The following is a 16,159-nucleotide window of genomic DNA, read 5'->3' on the forward strand; positions in this document are numbered from 1 at the left end:
CGTCCGAGCCGCAGCACCCGGTGGTGTGCTTCGATGAGAGCCCGGTCCAGCTCATCGGCGAGACGCGTCAGCCGCTCCCGGCCGCACCGGGACAGGTCGAGCGCATCGACTACGAGTACCGCCGCTGCGGCACAGTGAACCTGTTCGTGATGGTGGATGCGCACCAGCCCTGGCGCCGGGTCACGGTCAGCGAGCAGCGCACGGCATGCGACTTCGCCCACTGCATGCGCGAGCTTGTGGATGTTGACTTTCCGCAGGCCGAGCGGATCCGGGTCGTGATGGACAACCTGTCGACGCACTCACCCGGCGCGCTCTACGAGGCTTTCCCGGCCCCGGAGGCGCATCGCCTCCTGGAGCGGCTGGAGTTCCACTTCACCCCCAAGCACGCGAGTTGGTTGAACATGGTCGAGATCGAGATCGGGGTGCTCAAGGGCCAGTGCCTGGATCGACGCATCGACACGCGCGAGGGGCTCGAGCGGGAAATCGCGGCTTGGGAGCGCGAGCGCAACGCCACCGGCGCACGCATGACCTGGATGTTCACGACAGAGAAGGCCCGCACCAAGATGGGCCGTGCCTATCCCAAAACCGCTCCTCTCGAGCCACTCGCCAAAGGGTCATAATCCCTGGGCAAAGGATCTAGGCGGTGATCTCGATCGGCAGGGCCGTGGTGGATTTCACGCGCTCGACGCTGAAGCGCGAGCTGACGTTCTTCAAGGGGACGATGCCGATCAGGCGCTTGTAGAACATGTCGTAAGCCTTGACGTCCGGGACGACCACCCGCAGCAGGTAATCCACGTCCCCGGCCATGCGGTGGAACTCGACCACCTCGCTCATGGTGGAGATCGTCGTTGCGAAGCGCTCCAGGGATTCCTGCGTGTGGTCGCCGGTCTCCACGCAGACGAAAACCGTCAGGCCGAGCCCGAGCTTCTCCGGGTCCAGAAGGGCCACCCGGCGTTGAATCACCCCCTGGGCCTCGAGGCGCTGGATGCGTTTCCAGCACGGCGTCTGGGAGAGGCCGACCCTTTGGCCGATATCCGCGACAGAAAGCGTGCCATCTTGCTGAAGAAGATCTAAAATTTTTCGGTCGATGCGGTCCATCTCTGCATCCCGTGCTTCGGCGAATATTGCTCCCCTGGCTCTTCATGTTTCGGGGAAAAATATTCTCTTCTTGCGACATCCTTGTCGAGACGGCGAGCGGTTCGCGCCCCGGTTCGGTACAGCCTGACCTTGACACCGTTCGTTATTAAGAACAAGTTCGATTTTGCGCTTTGGAGATGTCGACGATGGATATGGGCTCAGGAGGCGTGCAGGCCGACGCTTTGGCCCGCGCCATGAAGGAAGGGGGCCTGGCGGAAAGGCTCGCTCTCGCATCGCGTGCGATCGACGGCCGCCTGGTCTTCACGACCAGCTTCGGTCTCGAAGATCAGGCGATCACCCATGCGATCTTCAGGGCCGGCCTCGACATTCACATCGAACTCGTGACACTCGACACCGGGCGGCTGTTTCCCGAGACCTATGACCTCTGGGCGCAGACGGAGGAGCGCTACGGGCGTCGGATCAACGCGGTCAGTCCCGATCGCGTCCAGCTGGAGGCCTTGATCGCCCGTCAGGGCATCAACGGTTTCCGGCACTCGGTCGAGGCCCGGAAAGCCTGCTGCGACATCCGCAAGGTCGAGCCCCTGGGCCGGGCTCTGGCCGGGGCGGCCGGATGGATCACGGGTCTTCGCGCCGAACAATCGGCCTTCCGCGCGGCTGTGCCGCTGGCCTTGCAGGACGACGGCTATCGCCTGATCAAGCTCAATCCCCTGGCGGATTGGAGCCGGCAGGACCTCGTCCGCTATGTCACCGACAACGCCGTTCCCTACAACCCGCTGCACGACCAGGGGTACCCATCCATCGGCTGCGCGCCCTGCACCCGGGCGGTTCGGCTCGGCGAGCCCGAGCGTGCGGGCCGCTGGTGGTGGGAGCAGGAGGCCAAGAAGGAATGTGGCCTGCATCTCGTGCCCACCCAGAGAATTCAGGAGCATTCCCATGATCGGCGGGCGTGACGTGGGAGAGGCCCGCTCCCGGAAGCGGCCCGAGCCTCAAGGGTTTCCGACCGGCGGCATGGAGTTCCGGTCGGGCTTGACCCATCTCGACCGCCTTGAAGCGGAAAGCATCTACATCATGCGCGAGGCCGTCGCCGAAAGCGACAATCCCGTCATGCTCTATTCCATCGGCAAGGATTCCTCGGTCCTGCTGCACCTGGCTCTCAAGGCGTTCTATCCGGCAAGGCTGCCATTCCCCCTTCTGCATGTGGACACGACCTGGAAGTTCCGCGAGATGATCGCCTTCCGGGATCGCCGGGCGCGCGAACTCGGGATTGATCTTCTGGTGCACACCAATCAGGAGGGGCTTGCCCGCAACATCGGTCCGATCAGCCATGGCTCGGAAGTGCATACCGACGTCATGAAGACCCAGGCGCTCAAGCAGGCGCTCGAGCAGTACGGGTTCGATGCCGCGTTCGGCGGCGCCCGGCGCGACGAGGAGAAGTCGCGGGCCAAGGAACGGGTGTTCTCGCTGCGCAACGCCCATCACCGGTGGGATCCCAAGCGCCAGCGGCCCGAGCCCTGGCAACTCTACAACGGACGCAAGCGCCGAGGCGAGAGCCTGCGTGTCTTCCCCCTGTCCAATTGGACCGAGCTCGACATCTGGCTCTACATCCACCGGGAGAACATCCCCATCGTGCCGCTCTATTTCGCCGCCGAGCGTCCGGTGGTGGAGCGGGACGGCATGCTCATCCTTGTGGATGACGAGAGGTTGCCGCTCCATCCGGGCGAGCGGCCGCAGCTGCGGTCCGTGCGGTTCAGGACGCTCGGCTGCTATCCCCTGACCGGGGCCGTCGAGAGCACGGCGTCCACGCTCCCCGACATCATTCGCGAGACGCTCGAAGCGCGTACATCCGAACGCCACGGACGCGCCATCGACAAGGACACGGCGGCGTCCATGGAACGCAAGAAGCAAGAGGGCTACTTCTGATGTCGGTTCATCTCGAACCCGAGAGTTTCAAGCTGGAGGATTATCTCGCGGCGCATGAGCGCAAGAGCCTGTTGCGGTTCATCACCTGCGGCTCCGTCGACGACGGCAAGTCCACGCTGATCGGACGCCTGCTGTACGAGTCCAAGCGTCTGTTCGACGACCAGCTCGCAACGCTCGAGCGCGACTCGCGCAGGCACGGAACGCAGGACGGCGGCATCGACTTCGCCCTTCTGGTCGATGGACTGGCCAGCGAACGCGAGCAGGGCATCACCATCGATGTCGCCTATCGCTTCTTCTCGACAGATCAGCGGAGCTTCATCGTGGCCGACACTCCCGGCCACGAGCAATACACCCGCAACATGGCAACCGGCGCGTCGACGGCCGATGTGGCCATCCTGCTCATCGATGCGCGCAAGGGCATCACGCGCCAGACGCGCCGCCACGCCCTTCTCGTGTCGATGCTCGGGATCCGTCATGTGGCCCTGGCGATCAACAAGATGGATCTCGTCGCGTGGTCCAGGGAGAGATTCGAGCAGATCGGAGCGGAGTTCCGGGCGTTTGCGGTCAATCTGGGCTTCGACCGGGTCGACGCCATCCCGGTGTCGGCTCTCAACGGCGACAACGTAGTCGAGCCGTCGTCGCAGGCCGACTGGTACGAGGGACCGACGCTGCTCGCCTATCTCGAGACCATCCAGGTCGAGCAGAAGGCCGATGCGGCGCCGTTCCGCATGCCGGTCCAGTGGGTCAACCGGCCGAGTCCGGATTTCCGAGGGTTCGCCGGCATCGTCACGAGCGGGCGGATCCGGCCGGGATCGCGGGTGCGCGTCCTGCCCTCCGGGCTGGAGACATCCGTCGACCGGATCGTGACGATGGATGGCGACCTGGCCGAGGCCGTTACCGGTCAGTCCGTCACGCTCACCCTGTTCGACGAGGTGGATGTCTCCCGAGGCGACGTCATCGCTTCGATGGAGCGGCAGGCCCAGGTCTCCGACAGGATCGAGGCTCGCCTGTTCTGGATGGCCACGGAGCATCTGAAGGAAGGCGATCAGTTTCTTCTGAAGCTTGGGGCGGCGGCCGTGCCCGCGCGGGTCGTGCGCGTGCGGCAGCGGATCGATCTGGCGTCGCTCGCCTCCGTGGCCGTGTCGTCCCTCGGGGCCAACGATGTCGGCCACGTGGTCCTCGCCCTGGACCAGCCTGTCGCCTTCGACCCCTACGCTGAGAGCCGTCGCACCGGCGGCTTCATCCTCATCGACCGGGAGAGCTTCGACACGGTGGCGATCGGTCTCGTCGACGGCGCCGCTGCGGAACAGCCGGTCAACCTCGAAGCGGTCCGGACCAATGCCCCGCTGGCCTGGATCAAGTGGTCCGGGGAACAGAAGCGGCGAAGCGCTCTCAAGGCCATGTCGTGGCGGGTCATCGGATCCGTTGCGACCGTCGGCGCCGCGGTCGTCCTGACCCAGGACATTCGCCTGGCGACGGCGATCGGCGCGACCGAGGTCGTGACCAAGCTCGTGCTGTATTACGGCCACGAGCGCCTGTGGGCCCGGATCCGCTACGGATTGTCCGTCGCCACCGGAAAGCATGGCGGCGGGCCGCAGAGCTCGGGCGTCAACTAGCGCATCGTGCGGCCCTCCGGGTCCGCTCCGAACGATGCGCCGCTTCGGTCAGTGAGCATCGGATCAATCCCAAAAGTGGATCCAACTTCGGGCCCGAGGCTCTAGAGGCGCGATCCTCTTGCCGGACATCCATCATCATCATGTGGAACGCCCAGAGCCGTCGTGACGCCGCGGCCGGGCGAGATTGAAGGAAAACCCATGAGCGAACGCTCCCCGCGAAACCCTTCCCTGCATGCGCAGACCCGTCTTGTCCACGACGGCACGCTGCGCTCGGATTTCGGCGAGACTTCCGAGGCGCTCTTCCTCACGCAGGGCCATGTCTATGAAAGCGCAGAGGAATGCGAGGCGCGCTTCACGGGCGAGAGCCCGGGCTTTCTCTACGCCCGCTTCTCGAACCCGACCGTGACGATGTTCGAGCAGCGGATGGCCTCCTTCGAAGGCGCCGAGGCCGCGCGCGCGACCGCGACCGGCATGGCTGCCGTAACGGCTGCCCTCATGGGGTTGCTTCAGGCGGGCGACCACATCGTCGCGGCCCGAGCCCTCTTCGGCTCCTGCCGCTATGTGGTGGCCGAACTCCTGCCGCGGTTCGGCGTGGCCGCCACCCTGGTCGACGGAACGGATCTCGATGCATGGCGCAAAGCCGTTCGGCCGAACACGAAGGTTTTCTTCCTGGAAAGCCCGGCCAATCCTACGCTCGAGGTCATCGACATCGAAGCCGTCGCCGGCATCGCCCGTCAGGCCGGAGCGAAGCTCGTGGTCGACAACGTGTTCTCTTCGCCGATCTGGCAGAAGCCGCTGCAGCTCGGAGCCGATTGCGTGGTGTATTCGGCCACCAAGCACATCGACGGGCAGGGGCGCTGCCTCGGCGGCGTGATCCTGGCCTCCGAGGACTTCATCCAGACCCATGTTCACACCCTGCTTCGCCAGACCGGTCCGTCGATGTCGCCGTTCAACGCCTGGGTGCTGCTGAAGAGCCTGGAGACCCTGCCCCTGCGCGTCGAGCGCCAGACCCGGACGGCCGCCGCCGTCGCGGACGCCCTGGCGGGCCATTCCAAGATCCGCCGCCTGATCTATCCGGGCCGGACCGATCATCCACAGGCGGAGATCATCGCCCGGCAGATGACGGGCGGCTCGACTCTGATCGCCCTCGAGATCGAAGGAGGCAAGGCCGGAGCCTTCCGCTTCCTGAACGCCCTCGAACTCATCCGGATCTCCAACAATCTCGGGGATGCCAAGAGCCTGATCACCCATCCGGCCACGACGACGCATCAGCGCTTCACCCCGGAGGAGAGGGCGGAGATGGGGGTCTCCGAAGGGCTGGTCAGGCTGTCGGTCGGCCTCGAGCACGAGGATGATCTGATCGGCGACCTGCTGCAGGCTCTCGAGCCGGTTTGACGGCTATCGGCGGAGGTCCGGATCCGTCACGACGGGCCTGCCGGATTCCTGCGTCCATTCCGACATCGAGCCGTCGTAGAGCCTGACGTCGGGGCGCCCGAGCAACGCCGAGAGGACGAACCAGTTGGTCGAGGCGAGGTGGCCGGTGTTGCAGTAGCTGATCACCGGTCCGGGCGGGATGTCGCCGAAGAGCCGTTCGAGTTCGGCGATGGGGCGCAGCCGTCCCGTGCCCGGGTGGAAGGCCTCCACCTGATCCCGATGGATGGCGCCCGGCAGGCGCCCGGCGCGGGCGACTTGCGGACTTTTCTCCCGCCCATCGAACTGCGCCTGCGAGCGCCCGTCGAGCAGTGTCGCGGCACTGCGCGCAAGGGCCGTCTCGACGGCATCGATTCTGGCTCTCGAGTCTTCGTCGAGCCGGACCGGGTAAGGGGCGCTCGCCGTTGCCGAATGAGCGCCCTTTTCGATGGCCTTGCGGCTGTCGTGCCAGGCCCTATAGCCGCCATCGAGGATCGAGACCCGTTCATGGCCCGCGGCCTTCAAGGTCCAGAAGACCCGGGCCGCCGCACTGAAGTCGGACGGAGCCTCGCCGGCCGACACGATGATCGCGTGACGCGCGGGTGCGAGGCCGATGCGGCTCAGCAGGCCGGACAAGTGCGCGGCATCAGGCAGAAGGCCGCCGGCGCCTCCTGCAGCGATACGCCAGCCGTCGGCCGCGTAATCGCTGTGAACGGCGCCGGGGATATGCCCCGCCTCGAAGGATGCCCGGCCGCCGCTCTCCGTCGACCGGATATCCACGATCAGAATCGATGGGTCATCGAGACGGCCGGCGAGCCATTCGACGGAGACGAGCGGTGACATGGTCATGGTCAACGGAGGCCGAGCGGGGGGACGGGGATCAGTTCGCCTTGGGCTGCGGCACGATGCGCAGATAGGGCTTGGGCGCCTTCCAGCCGCCCGGATAGAGGCTCTTGGCCTCTTCGTCCGAGACCGAGCCCGCGATGATGACGTCCTCGCCCTGCTTCCAGTTCGCCGGCGTCGCCACGCGATGCTTTGCCGTGAGCTGGAGGGAATCGATGACCCGCAGCACCTCGTCGAAGTTGCGGCCCGTGGTCATGGGATAGACCAGGACGAGCTTGATCTTCTTGTCCGGGCCGATGATGAAGACGTTGCGAACCGTCTGGTTGTCGGCGGCCGTCCGCCCCTCCGCCGTGTCGCCCGCCTGGGCCGGCAGCATGCCATAGAGCTTGGAGATTGTGAGGTCCTGGTCGCCGATGATCGGGTAATTGACGGCGGCCCCTTGCGTCTCCTCGATGTCGCGCGCCCAAGCCGCGTGCTTCGCGACCGGGTCGACGGAAAAGCCGATCACCTTCACGCCGCGGCGGTCGAACTCGGGCTTGAGGCGGGCGACCTCGCCGAGTTCCGTGGTGCAGACCGGCGTGAAATTCTTCGGATGCGAGAACAGCACCGCCCAGGAATCGCCAATCCACTCATGGAAGCGAATGGGGCCATCTGTGGTGACCGTTTCGAAGTCCGGGGCGGTCTGTCCGATTTGAAGTGTCATCGCGGGATTCCTTCTGCGCTATGCATCTGTTGGCTGATCGTCAAGTCTACAAAGCAGGGTGCAGTCTCAGTCTTCCGATCCCGTGCGCGCTGCCGATTCGCGGTCGTTCCCAAGAAGCATCTTACAAACCCTCCTGGATCCGGCATGAGGGTCGAAACGACCTCAGTGCCTGACGAGACGGTGGCGGACCGGCCGGCGCGAGGACACGCACCGGCCGGCACGAAGGAAGTGTTGTTCCGGCGAGGGCAGGAGTCAATCAAAATGTTCTTTTTAAAGAACAGCCTTTAAGGGTAATATTCATCTCCGGCAGGCGGGTTTCTTAGCAGAACGTTCTCAGAGAGCATAGTTCCGGCCCACGACAGACAAGAAAATGCCTGCTTCGGCGAAGGCGAATAAAATAAGAATGATCCTGCGGTCCATAGGCGCAAGTCAGAATGATTTTCCTTCGAAAGACTTGTCAGGTCGAAATAGAATTCCCCGGCCGTCCGGATCCGAAGCGCATCAGAGGTCTCATTGCGCTCGCGAGTGCGCAAACGGCGCCGCGCTCCATTTGACAATCGTTCTTTTTAACGGATAGTTCTTTGCTTCGTTCCAGACGGGGCGTCGGTCCGACGTGTCACAGGTCGTGCTGCCGCGGTCAAAGCCCAGGAGGGTCACGTGCAAAGCAGATTCTTGCAAGGCAGGTTCTTGGATGTCGCCGGTGAGAGCAGGCTCTCGCCGCTGCGATCCGTCGTTGCGGCGCTGGTGATCGGCGCCAGCCTTCTGACCCTGTCCGGCGCGGCGTCGGCGCAGACGCAGCTGCTGAACGTGTCCTACGATCCGACCCGCGAACTCTACCGCGAGATCAACCAGGCCTTCGCGGACGAGTGGAAGGCGCAGACCGGCGAGGCGGTGAACGTCCGCGCGTCGCACGGCGGATCGGGCGCGCAGGCCCGCACGGTGATCGACGGAATCGACGCCGACGTGGTGACCCTCGGCATTCCCTCCGACATCGACGCGATCGCCAAGGCCACCAAGAAAATTCCGGCGGACTGGCGCAGCAGGCTGCCCAACAATTCACTGCCGTACACATCGACCGTCGTGTTCCTGGTCCGCAAGGGGAATCCGAAAGGCATCAAAGACTGGGACGATCTGGTGAAGCCGGGCATCCAGGTCATCACGCCGAATCCGAAGACATCTGCCGGCGGACGTTGGAACTTCCTTGCCGCCTGGGGCTATTCCCACGCGAAGGACGGGAGCGCCGACAAGGCCAAGGACTTCGTCACCGCGCTCTACAGGAACGTGCCCGTGCTCGATACCGGCGCCCGCGGATCGACCGTCACCTTCGCCCAGCGCGGCCTCGGCGACGTGCTGCCGGCCTGGGAGAACGAGGCCTTCCTGGTGCTCGACGAGTTCGGTCGCGACAAGTTCGAGATCGTGGTGCCGACCCTGTCGATTCTCGCGGAGCCGCCGGTGGCGCTCGTCGATGCGAACGTGGACGCCAAAGGCACGCGCAAAGTCGCGGAGGGCTACCTCAAGTTCCTGTATTCCGACAAGGCGCAGGCGATCTTCGCCAAGCACCATTACCGTCCGAGCAAGGCCGAGGCGGCCAAGCCGGAGGACCTCGCGGCCCTGCCGAACCTGAAGCTGTTCACCATCGAGTCCCTGCAGGGCAATTGGGACGACATCCAGAAGAACAATTTCGACTCGGGCGGGCTCTTCGATCAGATCAGCAAGCGTTGATCCATGCGGTCCGGCACCCTCCTGCCACTGAAACGAGCGAGCGTGATGCCGGGCTTCGGCATCACGCTCGGCTACACTCTGCTCTATCTCGGGCTCCTCGTGCTGCTTCCGCTCGGCGCGCTCATCGCCAAGGCGTCGGGGATCGGCCTGTCCGGCATCATCGCGGTCGCCGTCGAGCCCCGGGTGGCGGCCGCGCTCTGGACGAGCTTCAGCATCTCGCTCGTCGCAGCCGCCGTGGCGTCCCTGTTCGGGCTCCTGGTCGCCTGGGCCCTCACCCGGTACGACTTTCCCGGCCGCAGGATCGTCGATGCGATCGTCGATCTGCCCTTCGCCCTTCCGACCGCGGTGGCCGGCATCGCGCTGGCGGCCCTCTATGCGCCGAACGGGTGGGTGGGCTCCTTCCTCGAGCCTCTCGGCCTCAAGGTAGCCTATACGCCCCTCGGCATCTTCGTCGCCCTGGTGTTCATCGGGCTGCCCTTCGCGGTCCGGACGGTCCAGCCTCTCATCGCCGACATCGAGCGCGAGCTGGAGGAGGCTTCGGCACTCCTCGGGGCATCCCGGTGGCGGACCGTGTGGAGCATTCTGCTGCCGCCGCTCCTGCCTGGGGTCCTGACCGGATTCGCGCTCGCCTTCGCCCGCGCGGTGGGCGAATACGGCTCGGTGATCTTCATCGCGGGGAACCTGCCCTACGTGTCGGAGATCGCCCCGCTGCTGATCGTCATCAAGCTGTCCGAATACGATTATACCGGCGCGACGGTGATCGCGACGATCATGCTGGCGATCTCGTTTACGGCGCTTCTGGTGATCAACCTGCTTCAAGCCTGGAGCCGGAAGAGGTTCGGATATGTCTGACGCGATCGCCGTTCATCTCGCGCCGCCTTCCCCGTCCGTCCCGGTCGTGACGGAGCGACGCTGGGTGCGGCGGCTGACCATCGCGGTCGCGCTCGCCTTCCTGTTCCTGTTCGTGATCCTTCCGCTCGCCGTCGTGTTCGTGGAAGCGTTCCGTCGTGGATGGGGCGGCTACCTCGCGGCCCTTCAGGAGGCTGACGCGCAAGCGGCGATCAGGCTCACCCTGACGGTCGCGGCGATCTCCGTTCCGGCGAACGTCATCTTCGGCCTCGCGGCCTCCTGGGCCATCGCCAAGTTCGAGTTCAAGGGCAAGAGCCTGCTGATCACCCTGATCGACCTGCCGTTCTCCGTCTCGCCGGTCGTCTCCGGCCTCATCTACCTGCTCCTCTTCGGCGCTCAGGGGCTGTGGGGATCCTCGCTCATGGCGCATGGCGTCAAGATCGCCTTCGCGCTGCCGGGCATCGTGCTGGCCACCATCTTCGTGACGTTTCCCTTCGTGGCGCGGCAGCTCATCCCGCTCATGCAGGAGCAGGGCACCGCGGAAGAGGAGGCCGCCCTGACTCTGGGCGCGAGCGGCTGGCGCACCTTCCTCACCGTGACGCTGCCCAACATCAGATGGGGACTGCTCTATGGCGTCCTGCTCTGCAATGCCCGCGCCATGGGCGAGTTCGGCGCCGTGTCCGTCGTCTCGGGACATATCCGCGGCCTGACCAACACCATCCCGCTCCATGTGGAGATTCTCTACAATGAGTACAACTTCGTTGCGGCCTTTGCCGTCGCCTCGCTCCTCGCATGTCTCGCCCTCCTCACATTGGCGCTCAAGTCTGTCCTCGAGTGGCGTCACGGAGCCGATCTCGCCGGCGGCGCGCATCGCTGACCAGGGGCAGGCCGTGGGTATCCGGGTCGCCGGCGTGACGAAGGCGTTCGCAGGCGCGGCCGCGCTCCACGACATCGACCTCGCCGTCCGGCCTGGAGAACTCCTGGCGCTGCTCGGGCCGTCGGGCTCCGGAAAGACCACGCTCCTGCGCATCATCGCGGGATTGGTGGAGGCGGATCGCGGGCAGGTCTTCTTCGGCGGGCTGGATGCCACCACGCTGCCGGTGCAGAAGCGTCAGGTCGGTTTCGTCTTCCAGCATTATGCTCTGTTCAAGCACATGAGCGTCGCCGACAACATCGCCTACGGGCTGCGTGTGCGCACGCGGGGGAGCCGCCCGTCCAGGGCCGAGATCCGCCGCCGCACCTCGGAACTGCTCGATCTGGTCCAGCTGTCGGGCTATGAGAGCCGGTTCCCGTCGCAGCTCTCCGGCGGGCAGCGTCAGCGGGTCGCCCTGGCCCGCGCGCTGGCCGTCGAGCCGCGCGTCCTGCTGCTCGACGAGCCGTTCGGCGCCCTCGACGCCAAGGTCCGCAAGGACCTCCGTGCGTGGCTGCGCGACATCCACGAGCGCACTGGAAAGACCACGGTCTTCGTCACGCACGATCAGGACGAGGCCCTCGAGCTGGCGGACCGGGTCGCAGTCCTCAATCAGGGGCGGCTGGAGCAGGTCGGCAGTCCCGACGACGTGCAGGATCATCCCGCGACACCGTTTGTCATGACGTTTCTCGGCCAGGCCGCCCGGTTCCGGGCGGACATCCGCGACGGACGGGTGCTGGTCCGTGGAAAGCCCGTGCCGGTCGCCGCTTCGAGATCCCAAGGCAGCCCGTTCCAGCTCTATTGCCGCCCCTGGCATCTGAGGCCGACGGCTCCCGGCCAGGGGCACCAGACGGGCACCATCAGCGGGGTTCGACGGCTCGGGTCCATGCGGCGGATCGAGGTCCTGCGCGCCGACGGGGCGAAGCTCGAGGTCGAGGTTCCTCTGGCGACGAGCCTCCGTCAGGGTGAGGAGATCGGTCTCGAGATCCTGGACGGCGTGCTCTTCCCCGAATCATGATGCCCCCGACGGATGCGCCAAAGCGCTGATATCCGCCGCGTCGCACGGTCGGCGCGCTCACCAGGAACCCGAGCAGATTTGAATCGTTGAAAGGTGGCTGCGGACGGCCGTCGTCCCTGCGGCCGCTATCGCCTCAGCCCGATCCATCCTGGCCTGAACGATCGCTTTTCATTTCGAAGGAGGCCCAGGGTGAGCGCAAGCCAGTCAAGCGCGCCTCTGCCGGAGGCGATGTCCGTCACCCTGACAATCAACGGCGAAACCCGGCAGCTGGACGTGCTGCCCTGGACGGTTCTGCTCGACCTGCTCCGGGATCATCTCGGCCTGACCGGCACCAAGAAGGGCTGCGATCACGGACAATGCGGCGCCTGCACGGTGATCGTCGATGGCCGGCGGATCAACTCCTGCATGGCCTTCGCGGTCATGAAGGACGGGGCACGCATCACCACGATCGAGGGCTTGGCGCAGGGTGGGGACCTGCATCCCCTGCAGCAGGCCTTCATCGATCACGATGCCTTTCAATGCGGCTACTGCACGCCCGGGCAGATCTGCTCGGGCGTCGCCCTCATCGAGGAGGGACGGGCACGCACCCGCGACGAGATCCGCGAACTCATGAGCGGCAACATCTGCCGCTGCGGAGCCTACACGAACATCGTCGACGCCATCGAGCAGGTGATCGGGGCTGACGGGGAGGCCGGGCGATGAACCGATTTTCCTACCTGCGGGCCTCAAGTGTCGATGAAGCCGTCCGGGAGGCCGCGGCCGATCCGACGGTCCGCTTCATCGCCGGCGGCACCAATCTCATTGATCTGATGAAGTACAACGTGGAGCGGCCGGAACGGCTGATCGACATCACACGGCTTCCGCTCGATCAGATCGCCGAGACAGACGGCGGCGGCCTGCGGATCGGCGCCCTGGTGACCAACGACGCCGCCGCCTACGATCCGCGCATCAAGGACCGATACCCGCTTCTCTCCAGCGCCATCCTGGCCGGAGCCTCGCCGCAGCTCCGCAACGCCGCGACGACCGGTGGCAATCTCCTGCAGCGGACCCGCTGCTACTATTTCTACGACCCCGGCACGTCCTGCAACAAGCGCGAGCCGGGCACGGGCTGCCCGGCGATCACCGGCCGCAACCGCATCCACGCGATTCTGGGCACCAGCGAGCACTGCATCGCCACGCATCCGTCCGACATGGCGGTCGCGCTGGCGGCCCTGGAGGCCATGGTCCACGTGGCGGGGCCCGATGGCGAGCGGGCGATTCCGATATCCGATTTCCACCGCCTGCCGGGCGACCGGCCCGAGATCGACACCAACCTGCGGCATGGGGAGATCATCACGGCCGTCGAGCTCCCGCCGGCGGATTTCAGCCGCCACTACACCTATCTCAAGCTGCGCGACCGCCTTTCCTATGCCTTCGCGCTCGTGTCCGTCGCCGTTGCTCTCCGCATGGAGGGAGATGCTGTCGCCGAGGCGAGGCTTGCCCTTGGCGGGGTCGCACACAAGCCCTGGCGCGATCCCGAGGCGGAAGCCCTTCTGCACGGACGGCCGGCCACCCGCGACTGCTTCATTGCGGTTGCCGACCACATCCTGAAGGATGCCAAGGGCCACGAGGACAACGCGTTCAAGATCGATCTCGCCAGACGGGCGATCGTTCGCGCCCTCTCGCAGGCTGCGGCCGGAACACCCCAGTCTCAAACCGACAAGCGGATCAAGTGAGGGCAGGGCCATGCAGCAGGCGAACGCTTACATCGGCACCCCTCAGAACCGCGTGGACGGACGCGCCAAGGTCACAGGCGAGGCGAAATACGCGGCGGAATTCGACGCGCCGGATCTCGCCTACGGGATCGTGGTCTCGGGTGCCATCGCCAAGGGGCGGATCGCGTCGATCGACCCGTCGGAGGCGCTTGCCGTGCCAGGCGTGCTGCAGGTCTTCACGCATGAGAACCGGCCCCGGACGGCTTGGTTCGACCATAAGTTCCGGGACGAGACGGCCCCTCCCGGATCGCCCTTCCGGCCGCTTTATGACGACAAGGTGATCTATAGCGGCCAGCCGGTCGCCCTGGTGGTCGCCGAGTCGTTCGAGCTTGCCGCCCATGCGGCTTCTCTCGTGCGGGTCGCGTACGAAACCGACGCCCACATGACCGATCTCGATCTCAGGCGGAGCGAGGCCTATGTGCCGCCGAAGAAGCGCTCGGGCGTCAAGGCGCCGCCAAGCCCGCGGGGCGATGCCGAGGGAGCCTTCGCGCAGGCCCCGGTGAAGGTCCATGGGGAATACCGGGTCGCCATCGAGCACCACAATCCGATGGAGCCCCATGCCTCGACGGTCGTTTACGGGGAGGACGGCTCGCTTACCATCCACGACAAGACGCAAGGAGCCCAGAACAGCCAGAGCTACGTGTCGAGTGTCTTCGGCCTCTCCAGTGGCCAGGTTCACGTGGTGTCGCCCTTCATCGGCGGAGCCTTCGGATCCGGCCTGCGTCCGCAATACCAGCTGTTCCTGGCCGTCATGGCGGCGCTCGAGCTCAAGCGCTCGGTCCGCGTGGTCCTGACCCGCGACCAGATGTTCACCTTCGGCTACCGGCCCCTGACGATCCAGACGATCTCGCTCGGAGCGAACCCGGACGGGACACTCGTATCCATCATGCACGATGCCATCCAGACCACCTCCCCCTTCGAGGATTATCAGGAGGTCGTCGTGAACTGGGCGAACCTCCTCTACCATTGCGACAACGTCAAGCTGACTTACAAGCTGGCGCAGGTCGACACCTACACCCCCATCGACATGCGCGCGCCAGGGGCGGCCATCGGGGTTGCGGCCATCGAAACCGCCATGGACGAACTGGCCTATGCCACCGGCGTCGATCCCATCGAGCTGCGCCTGCGGAACTATGCCGAGGTGGACGAGGCCGACAAGAAGACCTTCACGAGCAAGGAGCTCAGGGCCTGCTACCAGGTGGGGGCCGAGCGTTTCGGCTGGGCCAAGCGCAACCCCGAGCCGCGCTCCATGCGCGAGGGACGCGAACTCGTCGGCTGGGGCATGGCGACAGGGGTATGGGAAGCCATCATGCAGAAGACGGCCGCGCGCGCGGTCCTGACCCGCGACGGCAAGCTCGAAGTCGCCACCGCGACCACCGATATCGGCACCGGCACCTACACGATCCTGACTCAGATCGCGGCGGAGACCCTGGGTCTCCCGATGGCGGCGGTGACCGCAAGGATCGGGGATTCCAGCCTGCCGAAATCGCCTGTCCAGGGCGGATCATGGACAGCCGCCTCGTCGGGGTCCGCCGTGCAGAAGGCCTGCCAGTCGGTCCGGGAACAGCTTTTCAAGCATGCCCGCCAGATGGACGATTCGCCGCTGGCCAATGCCAGCATCGAGCAGGTGATGTTCGCTGACGGGCGAATCCGGCTGATGAGCGATCCCGGCGCCTCCGTCACCTTTGCGCAGGCCATGCAGGCCGGCGGAGTCGACAGGATCGAGGCGGAGGAAAAGGCCAGTCCCGGCATGCTGACGAACATGCGCTATTCCGGCTACTCGCATTCCGCGATCTTCGCGGAGGTCAGGGTCGACGAGGAACTGGGCATCATCCGAGTGACCAGGATCGTCAATGCGGTCGCGGCCGGGACGATCCTGAACCCCAAGACGGCGCGCAGCCAGATCATCGGCGGCGTCGTGTTCGGAATCGGCATGGCGCTGGAAGAGGAATCCATGCTCGACCACGACCTCGGGCGCTTCATGAACCACAACCTCGCCGAGTACCACGTCCCGGTGAACGCGGACATCCACGACATCGAGGTAATCTTCGTGTCCGAGCACGAGGAGAAGCTGAACCCTCTCGGCATCAAGGGCGTGGGCGAGATCGGCGTCGTCGGAACCGCCGCGGCGATCGGAAACGCGATCTTTCACGCCACGGGAAAGCGTGTCCGGGAATACCCGATCACCATCGACAAGCTGCTCGGATAGGTCGTGTCGATCGGGATGGGCCGAGGAGAGCGCCGCCCGTCGTGCGGCTGTCCTGATCACGGAGGTCGACACCGGACGCCAGCGCCCCGTCCGTGAGACGGACATTG

General features: G+C 65.6%; 15 protein-coding genes. 12 read left to right on the top strand and 3 right to left on the bottom strand.

Going from position 1 to position 16,159, the window contains the following annotated elements; genetic code table 11:
• The coding region (locus tag NF876_RS13585; protein ID WP_262269331.1) for an IS630 family transposase at nt 1-620 on the top strand (620 nt) is incomplete at its 5' end.
• A gap of 16 nt (nt 621-636) precedes the next feature.
• On the opposite strand, the gene NF876_RS13590 is transcribed toward NF876_RS13585, so the two are convergent.
• Nucleotides 637-1,098: an Lrp/AsnC family transcriptional regulator gene (locus NF876_RS13590; protein ID WP_262269332.1), complete on the bottom strand. Its 462-nt coding sequence runs from the start codon at nt 1,096-1,098 to the stop codon at nt 637-639.
• Between the two features lie 191 nt (nt 1,099-1,289).
• Between NF876_RS13590 and NF876_RS13595 the strand changes: the two genes are divergently transcribed.
• The 4 genes from NF876_RS13595 (at nt 1,290) to NF876_RS13610 (ending at nt 6,029) form a co-directional block, all read left to right on the top strand.
• Nucleotides 1,290-2,048: a phosphoadenylyl-sulfate reductase gene (locus NF876_RS13595; protein ID WP_262269405.1), complete on the top strand. Its 759-nt coding sequence runs from the start codon at nt 1,290-1,292 to the stop codon at nt 2,046-2,048.
• Nucleotides 2,049-2,106: 58 nt separating this feature from the next.
• A complete protein-coding gene (gene cysD / locus NF876_RS13600) occupies nt 2,107-3,018 on the top strand; it encodes a sulfate adenylyltransferase subunit CysD (RefSeq protein ID WP_262269406.1) in 912 nt (303 codons plus the stop codon).
• Nucleotides 3,018-4,634: a sulfate adenylyltransferase subunit CysN gene (gene cysN / locus NF876_RS13605; protein ID WP_262269333.1), complete on the top strand. Its 1,617-nt coding sequence runs from the start codon at nt 3,018-3,020 to the stop codon at nt 4,632-4,634. The genes cysD and cysN overlap by 1 nt, the downstream gene beginning before the upstream one ends.
• 198 nt (nt 4,635-4,832) lie before the next feature.
• On the top strand, nt 4,833-6,029 hold the full coding sequence (locus NF876_RS13610) for an O-succinylhomoserine sulfhydrylase (RefSeq protein WP_262269334.1): 1,197 nt from the start codon (nt 4,833-4,835) through the stop codon (nt 6,027-6,029).
• A gap of 3 nt (nt 6,030-6,032) precedes the next feature.
• On the opposite strand, the gene NF876_RS13615 is transcribed toward NF876_RS13610, so the two are convergent.
• The gene (locus NF876_RS13615; protein ID WP_262269335.1) at nt 6,033-6,887 is read right to left on the bottom strand and encodes a sulfurtransferase; all 855 of its coding nucleotides are present in this window, start codon (nt 6,885-6,887) and stop codon (nt 6,033-6,035) included.
• A gap of 37 nt (nt 6,888-6,924) precedes the next feature.
• Complete coding sequence (locus tag NF876_RS13620) at nt 6,925-7,590, bottom strand: peroxiredoxin (RefSeq protein ID WP_262269336.1); 666 nt, start codon at nt 7,588-7,590, stop codon at nt 6,925-6,927.
• Nucleotides 7,591-8,310: 720 nt separating this feature from the next.
• Here NF876_RS13620 and NF876_RS13625 point away from each other — a divergent pair.
• The 7 genes from NF876_RS13625 (at nt 8,311) to NF876_RS13655 (ending at nt 16,052) form a co-directional block, all read left to right on the top strand.
• Nucleotides 8,311-9,312, top strand: a complete 1,002-nt coding sequence (locus NF876_RS13625; RefSeq protein ID WP_315975035.1) for a sulfate ABC transporter substrate-binding protein — start codon at nt 8,311-8,313, stop codon at nt 9,310-9,312.
• Between the two features lie 3 nt (nt 9,313-9,315).
• A complete protein-coding gene (cysT, locus tag NF876_RS13630; RefSeq protein WP_262269337.1) occupies nt 9,316-10,164 on the top strand; it encodes a sulfate ABC transporter permease subunit CysT in 849 nt (282 codons plus the stop codon).
• Nucleotides 10,157-11,038 (top strand): sulfate ABC transporter permease subunit CysW, encoded by an 882-nt coding sequence (cysW, locus tag NF876_RS13635; protein WP_262269338.1) that lies wholly within the window; start codon nt 10,157-10,159, stop codon nt 11,036-11,038. Before cysT ends, cysW begins: the two co-directional genes overlap by 8 nt.
• Complete coding sequence (locus NF876_RS13640) at nt 11,013-12,089, top strand: sulfate/molybdate ABC transporter ATP-binding protein (protein WP_373696662.1); 1,077 nt, start codon at nt 11,013-11,015, stop codon at nt 12,087-12,089. The genes cysW and NF876_RS13640 overlap by 26 nt, the downstream gene beginning before the upstream one ends.
• Before the next feature lie 228 nt (nt 12,090-12,317).
• Nucleotides 12,318-12,791, top strand: coding sequence for a (2Fe-2S)-binding protein (locus tag NF876_RS13645; protein ID WP_262269408.1), 474 nt, complete (start codon nt 12,318-12,320; stop codon nt 12,789-12,791).
• Nucleotides 12,788-13,804 carry an FAD binding domain-containing protein gene (locus NF876_RS13650; RefSeq protein ID WP_262269340.1) on the top strand — a complete coding sequence of 339 codons (1,017 nt, stop codon included), beginning with the start codon at nt 12,788-12,790 and terminating at the stop codon, nt 13,802-13,804. The genes NF876_RS13645 and NF876_RS13650 overlap by 4 nt, the downstream gene beginning before the upstream one ends.
• Nucleotides 13,805-13,814: 10 nt before the next feature.
• Complete coding sequence (locus NF876_RS13655) at nt 13,815-16,052, top strand: xanthine dehydrogenase family protein molybdopterin-binding subunit (protein WP_262269341.1); 2,238 nt, start codon at nt 13,815-13,817, stop codon at nt 16,050-16,052.
• Nucleotides 16,053-16,159 lie beyond the last annotated feature (107 nt).

The organism is Microvirga yunnanensis, assembly GCF_025460875.1.

Coding starts and splice junctions, on each gene's coding strand:
- NF876_RS13590 (WP_262269332.1), bottom strand. CDS start 1,098: ATGGACCGCATCGACCGAAAAATTTTAGATCTTCTTCAGCAAGATGGC.
- NF876_RS13595 (WP_262269405.1), top strand. CDS start 1,290: ATGGGCTCAGGAGGCGTGCAGGCCGACGCTTTGGCCCGCGCCATGAAG.
- cysD (WP_262269406.1), top strand. CDS start 2,107: ATGGAGTTCCGGTCGGGCTTGACCCATCTCGACCGCCTTGAAGCGGAA.
- cysN (WP_262269333.1), top strand. CDS start 3,018: ATGTCGGTTCATCTCGAACCCGAGAGTTTCAAGCTGGAGGATTATCTC.
- NF876_RS13610 (WP_262269334.1), top strand. CDS start 4,833: ATGAGCGAACGCTCCCCGCGAAACCCTTCCCTGCATGCGCAGACCCGT.
- NF876_RS13615 (WP_262269335.1), bottom strand. CDS start 6,887: ATGTCACCGCTCGTCTCCGTCGAATGGCTCGCCGGCCGTCTCGATGAC.
- NF876_RS13620 (WP_262269336.1), bottom strand. CDS start 7,590: ATGACACTTCAAATCGGACAGACCGCCCCGGACTTCGAAACGGTCACC.
- cysT (WP_262269337.1), top strand. CDS start 9,316: ATGCGGTCCGGCACCCTCCTGCCACTGAAACGAGCGAGCGTGATGCCG.
- cysW (WP_262269338.1), top strand. CDS start 10,157: ATGTCTGACGCGATCGCCGTTCATCTCGCGCCGCCTTCCCCGTCCGTC.
- NF876_RS13645 (WP_262269408.1), top strand. CDS start 12,318: ATGTCCGTCACCCTGACAATCAACGGCGAAACCCGGCAGCTGGACGTG.
- NF876_RS13650 (WP_262269340.1), top strand. CDS start 12,788: ATGAACCGATTTTCCTACCTGCGGGCCTCAAGTGTCGATGAAGCCGTC.
- NF876_RS13655 (WP_262269341.1), top strand. CDS start 13,815: ATGCAGCAGGCGAACGCTTACATCGGCACCCCTCAGAACCGCGTGGAC.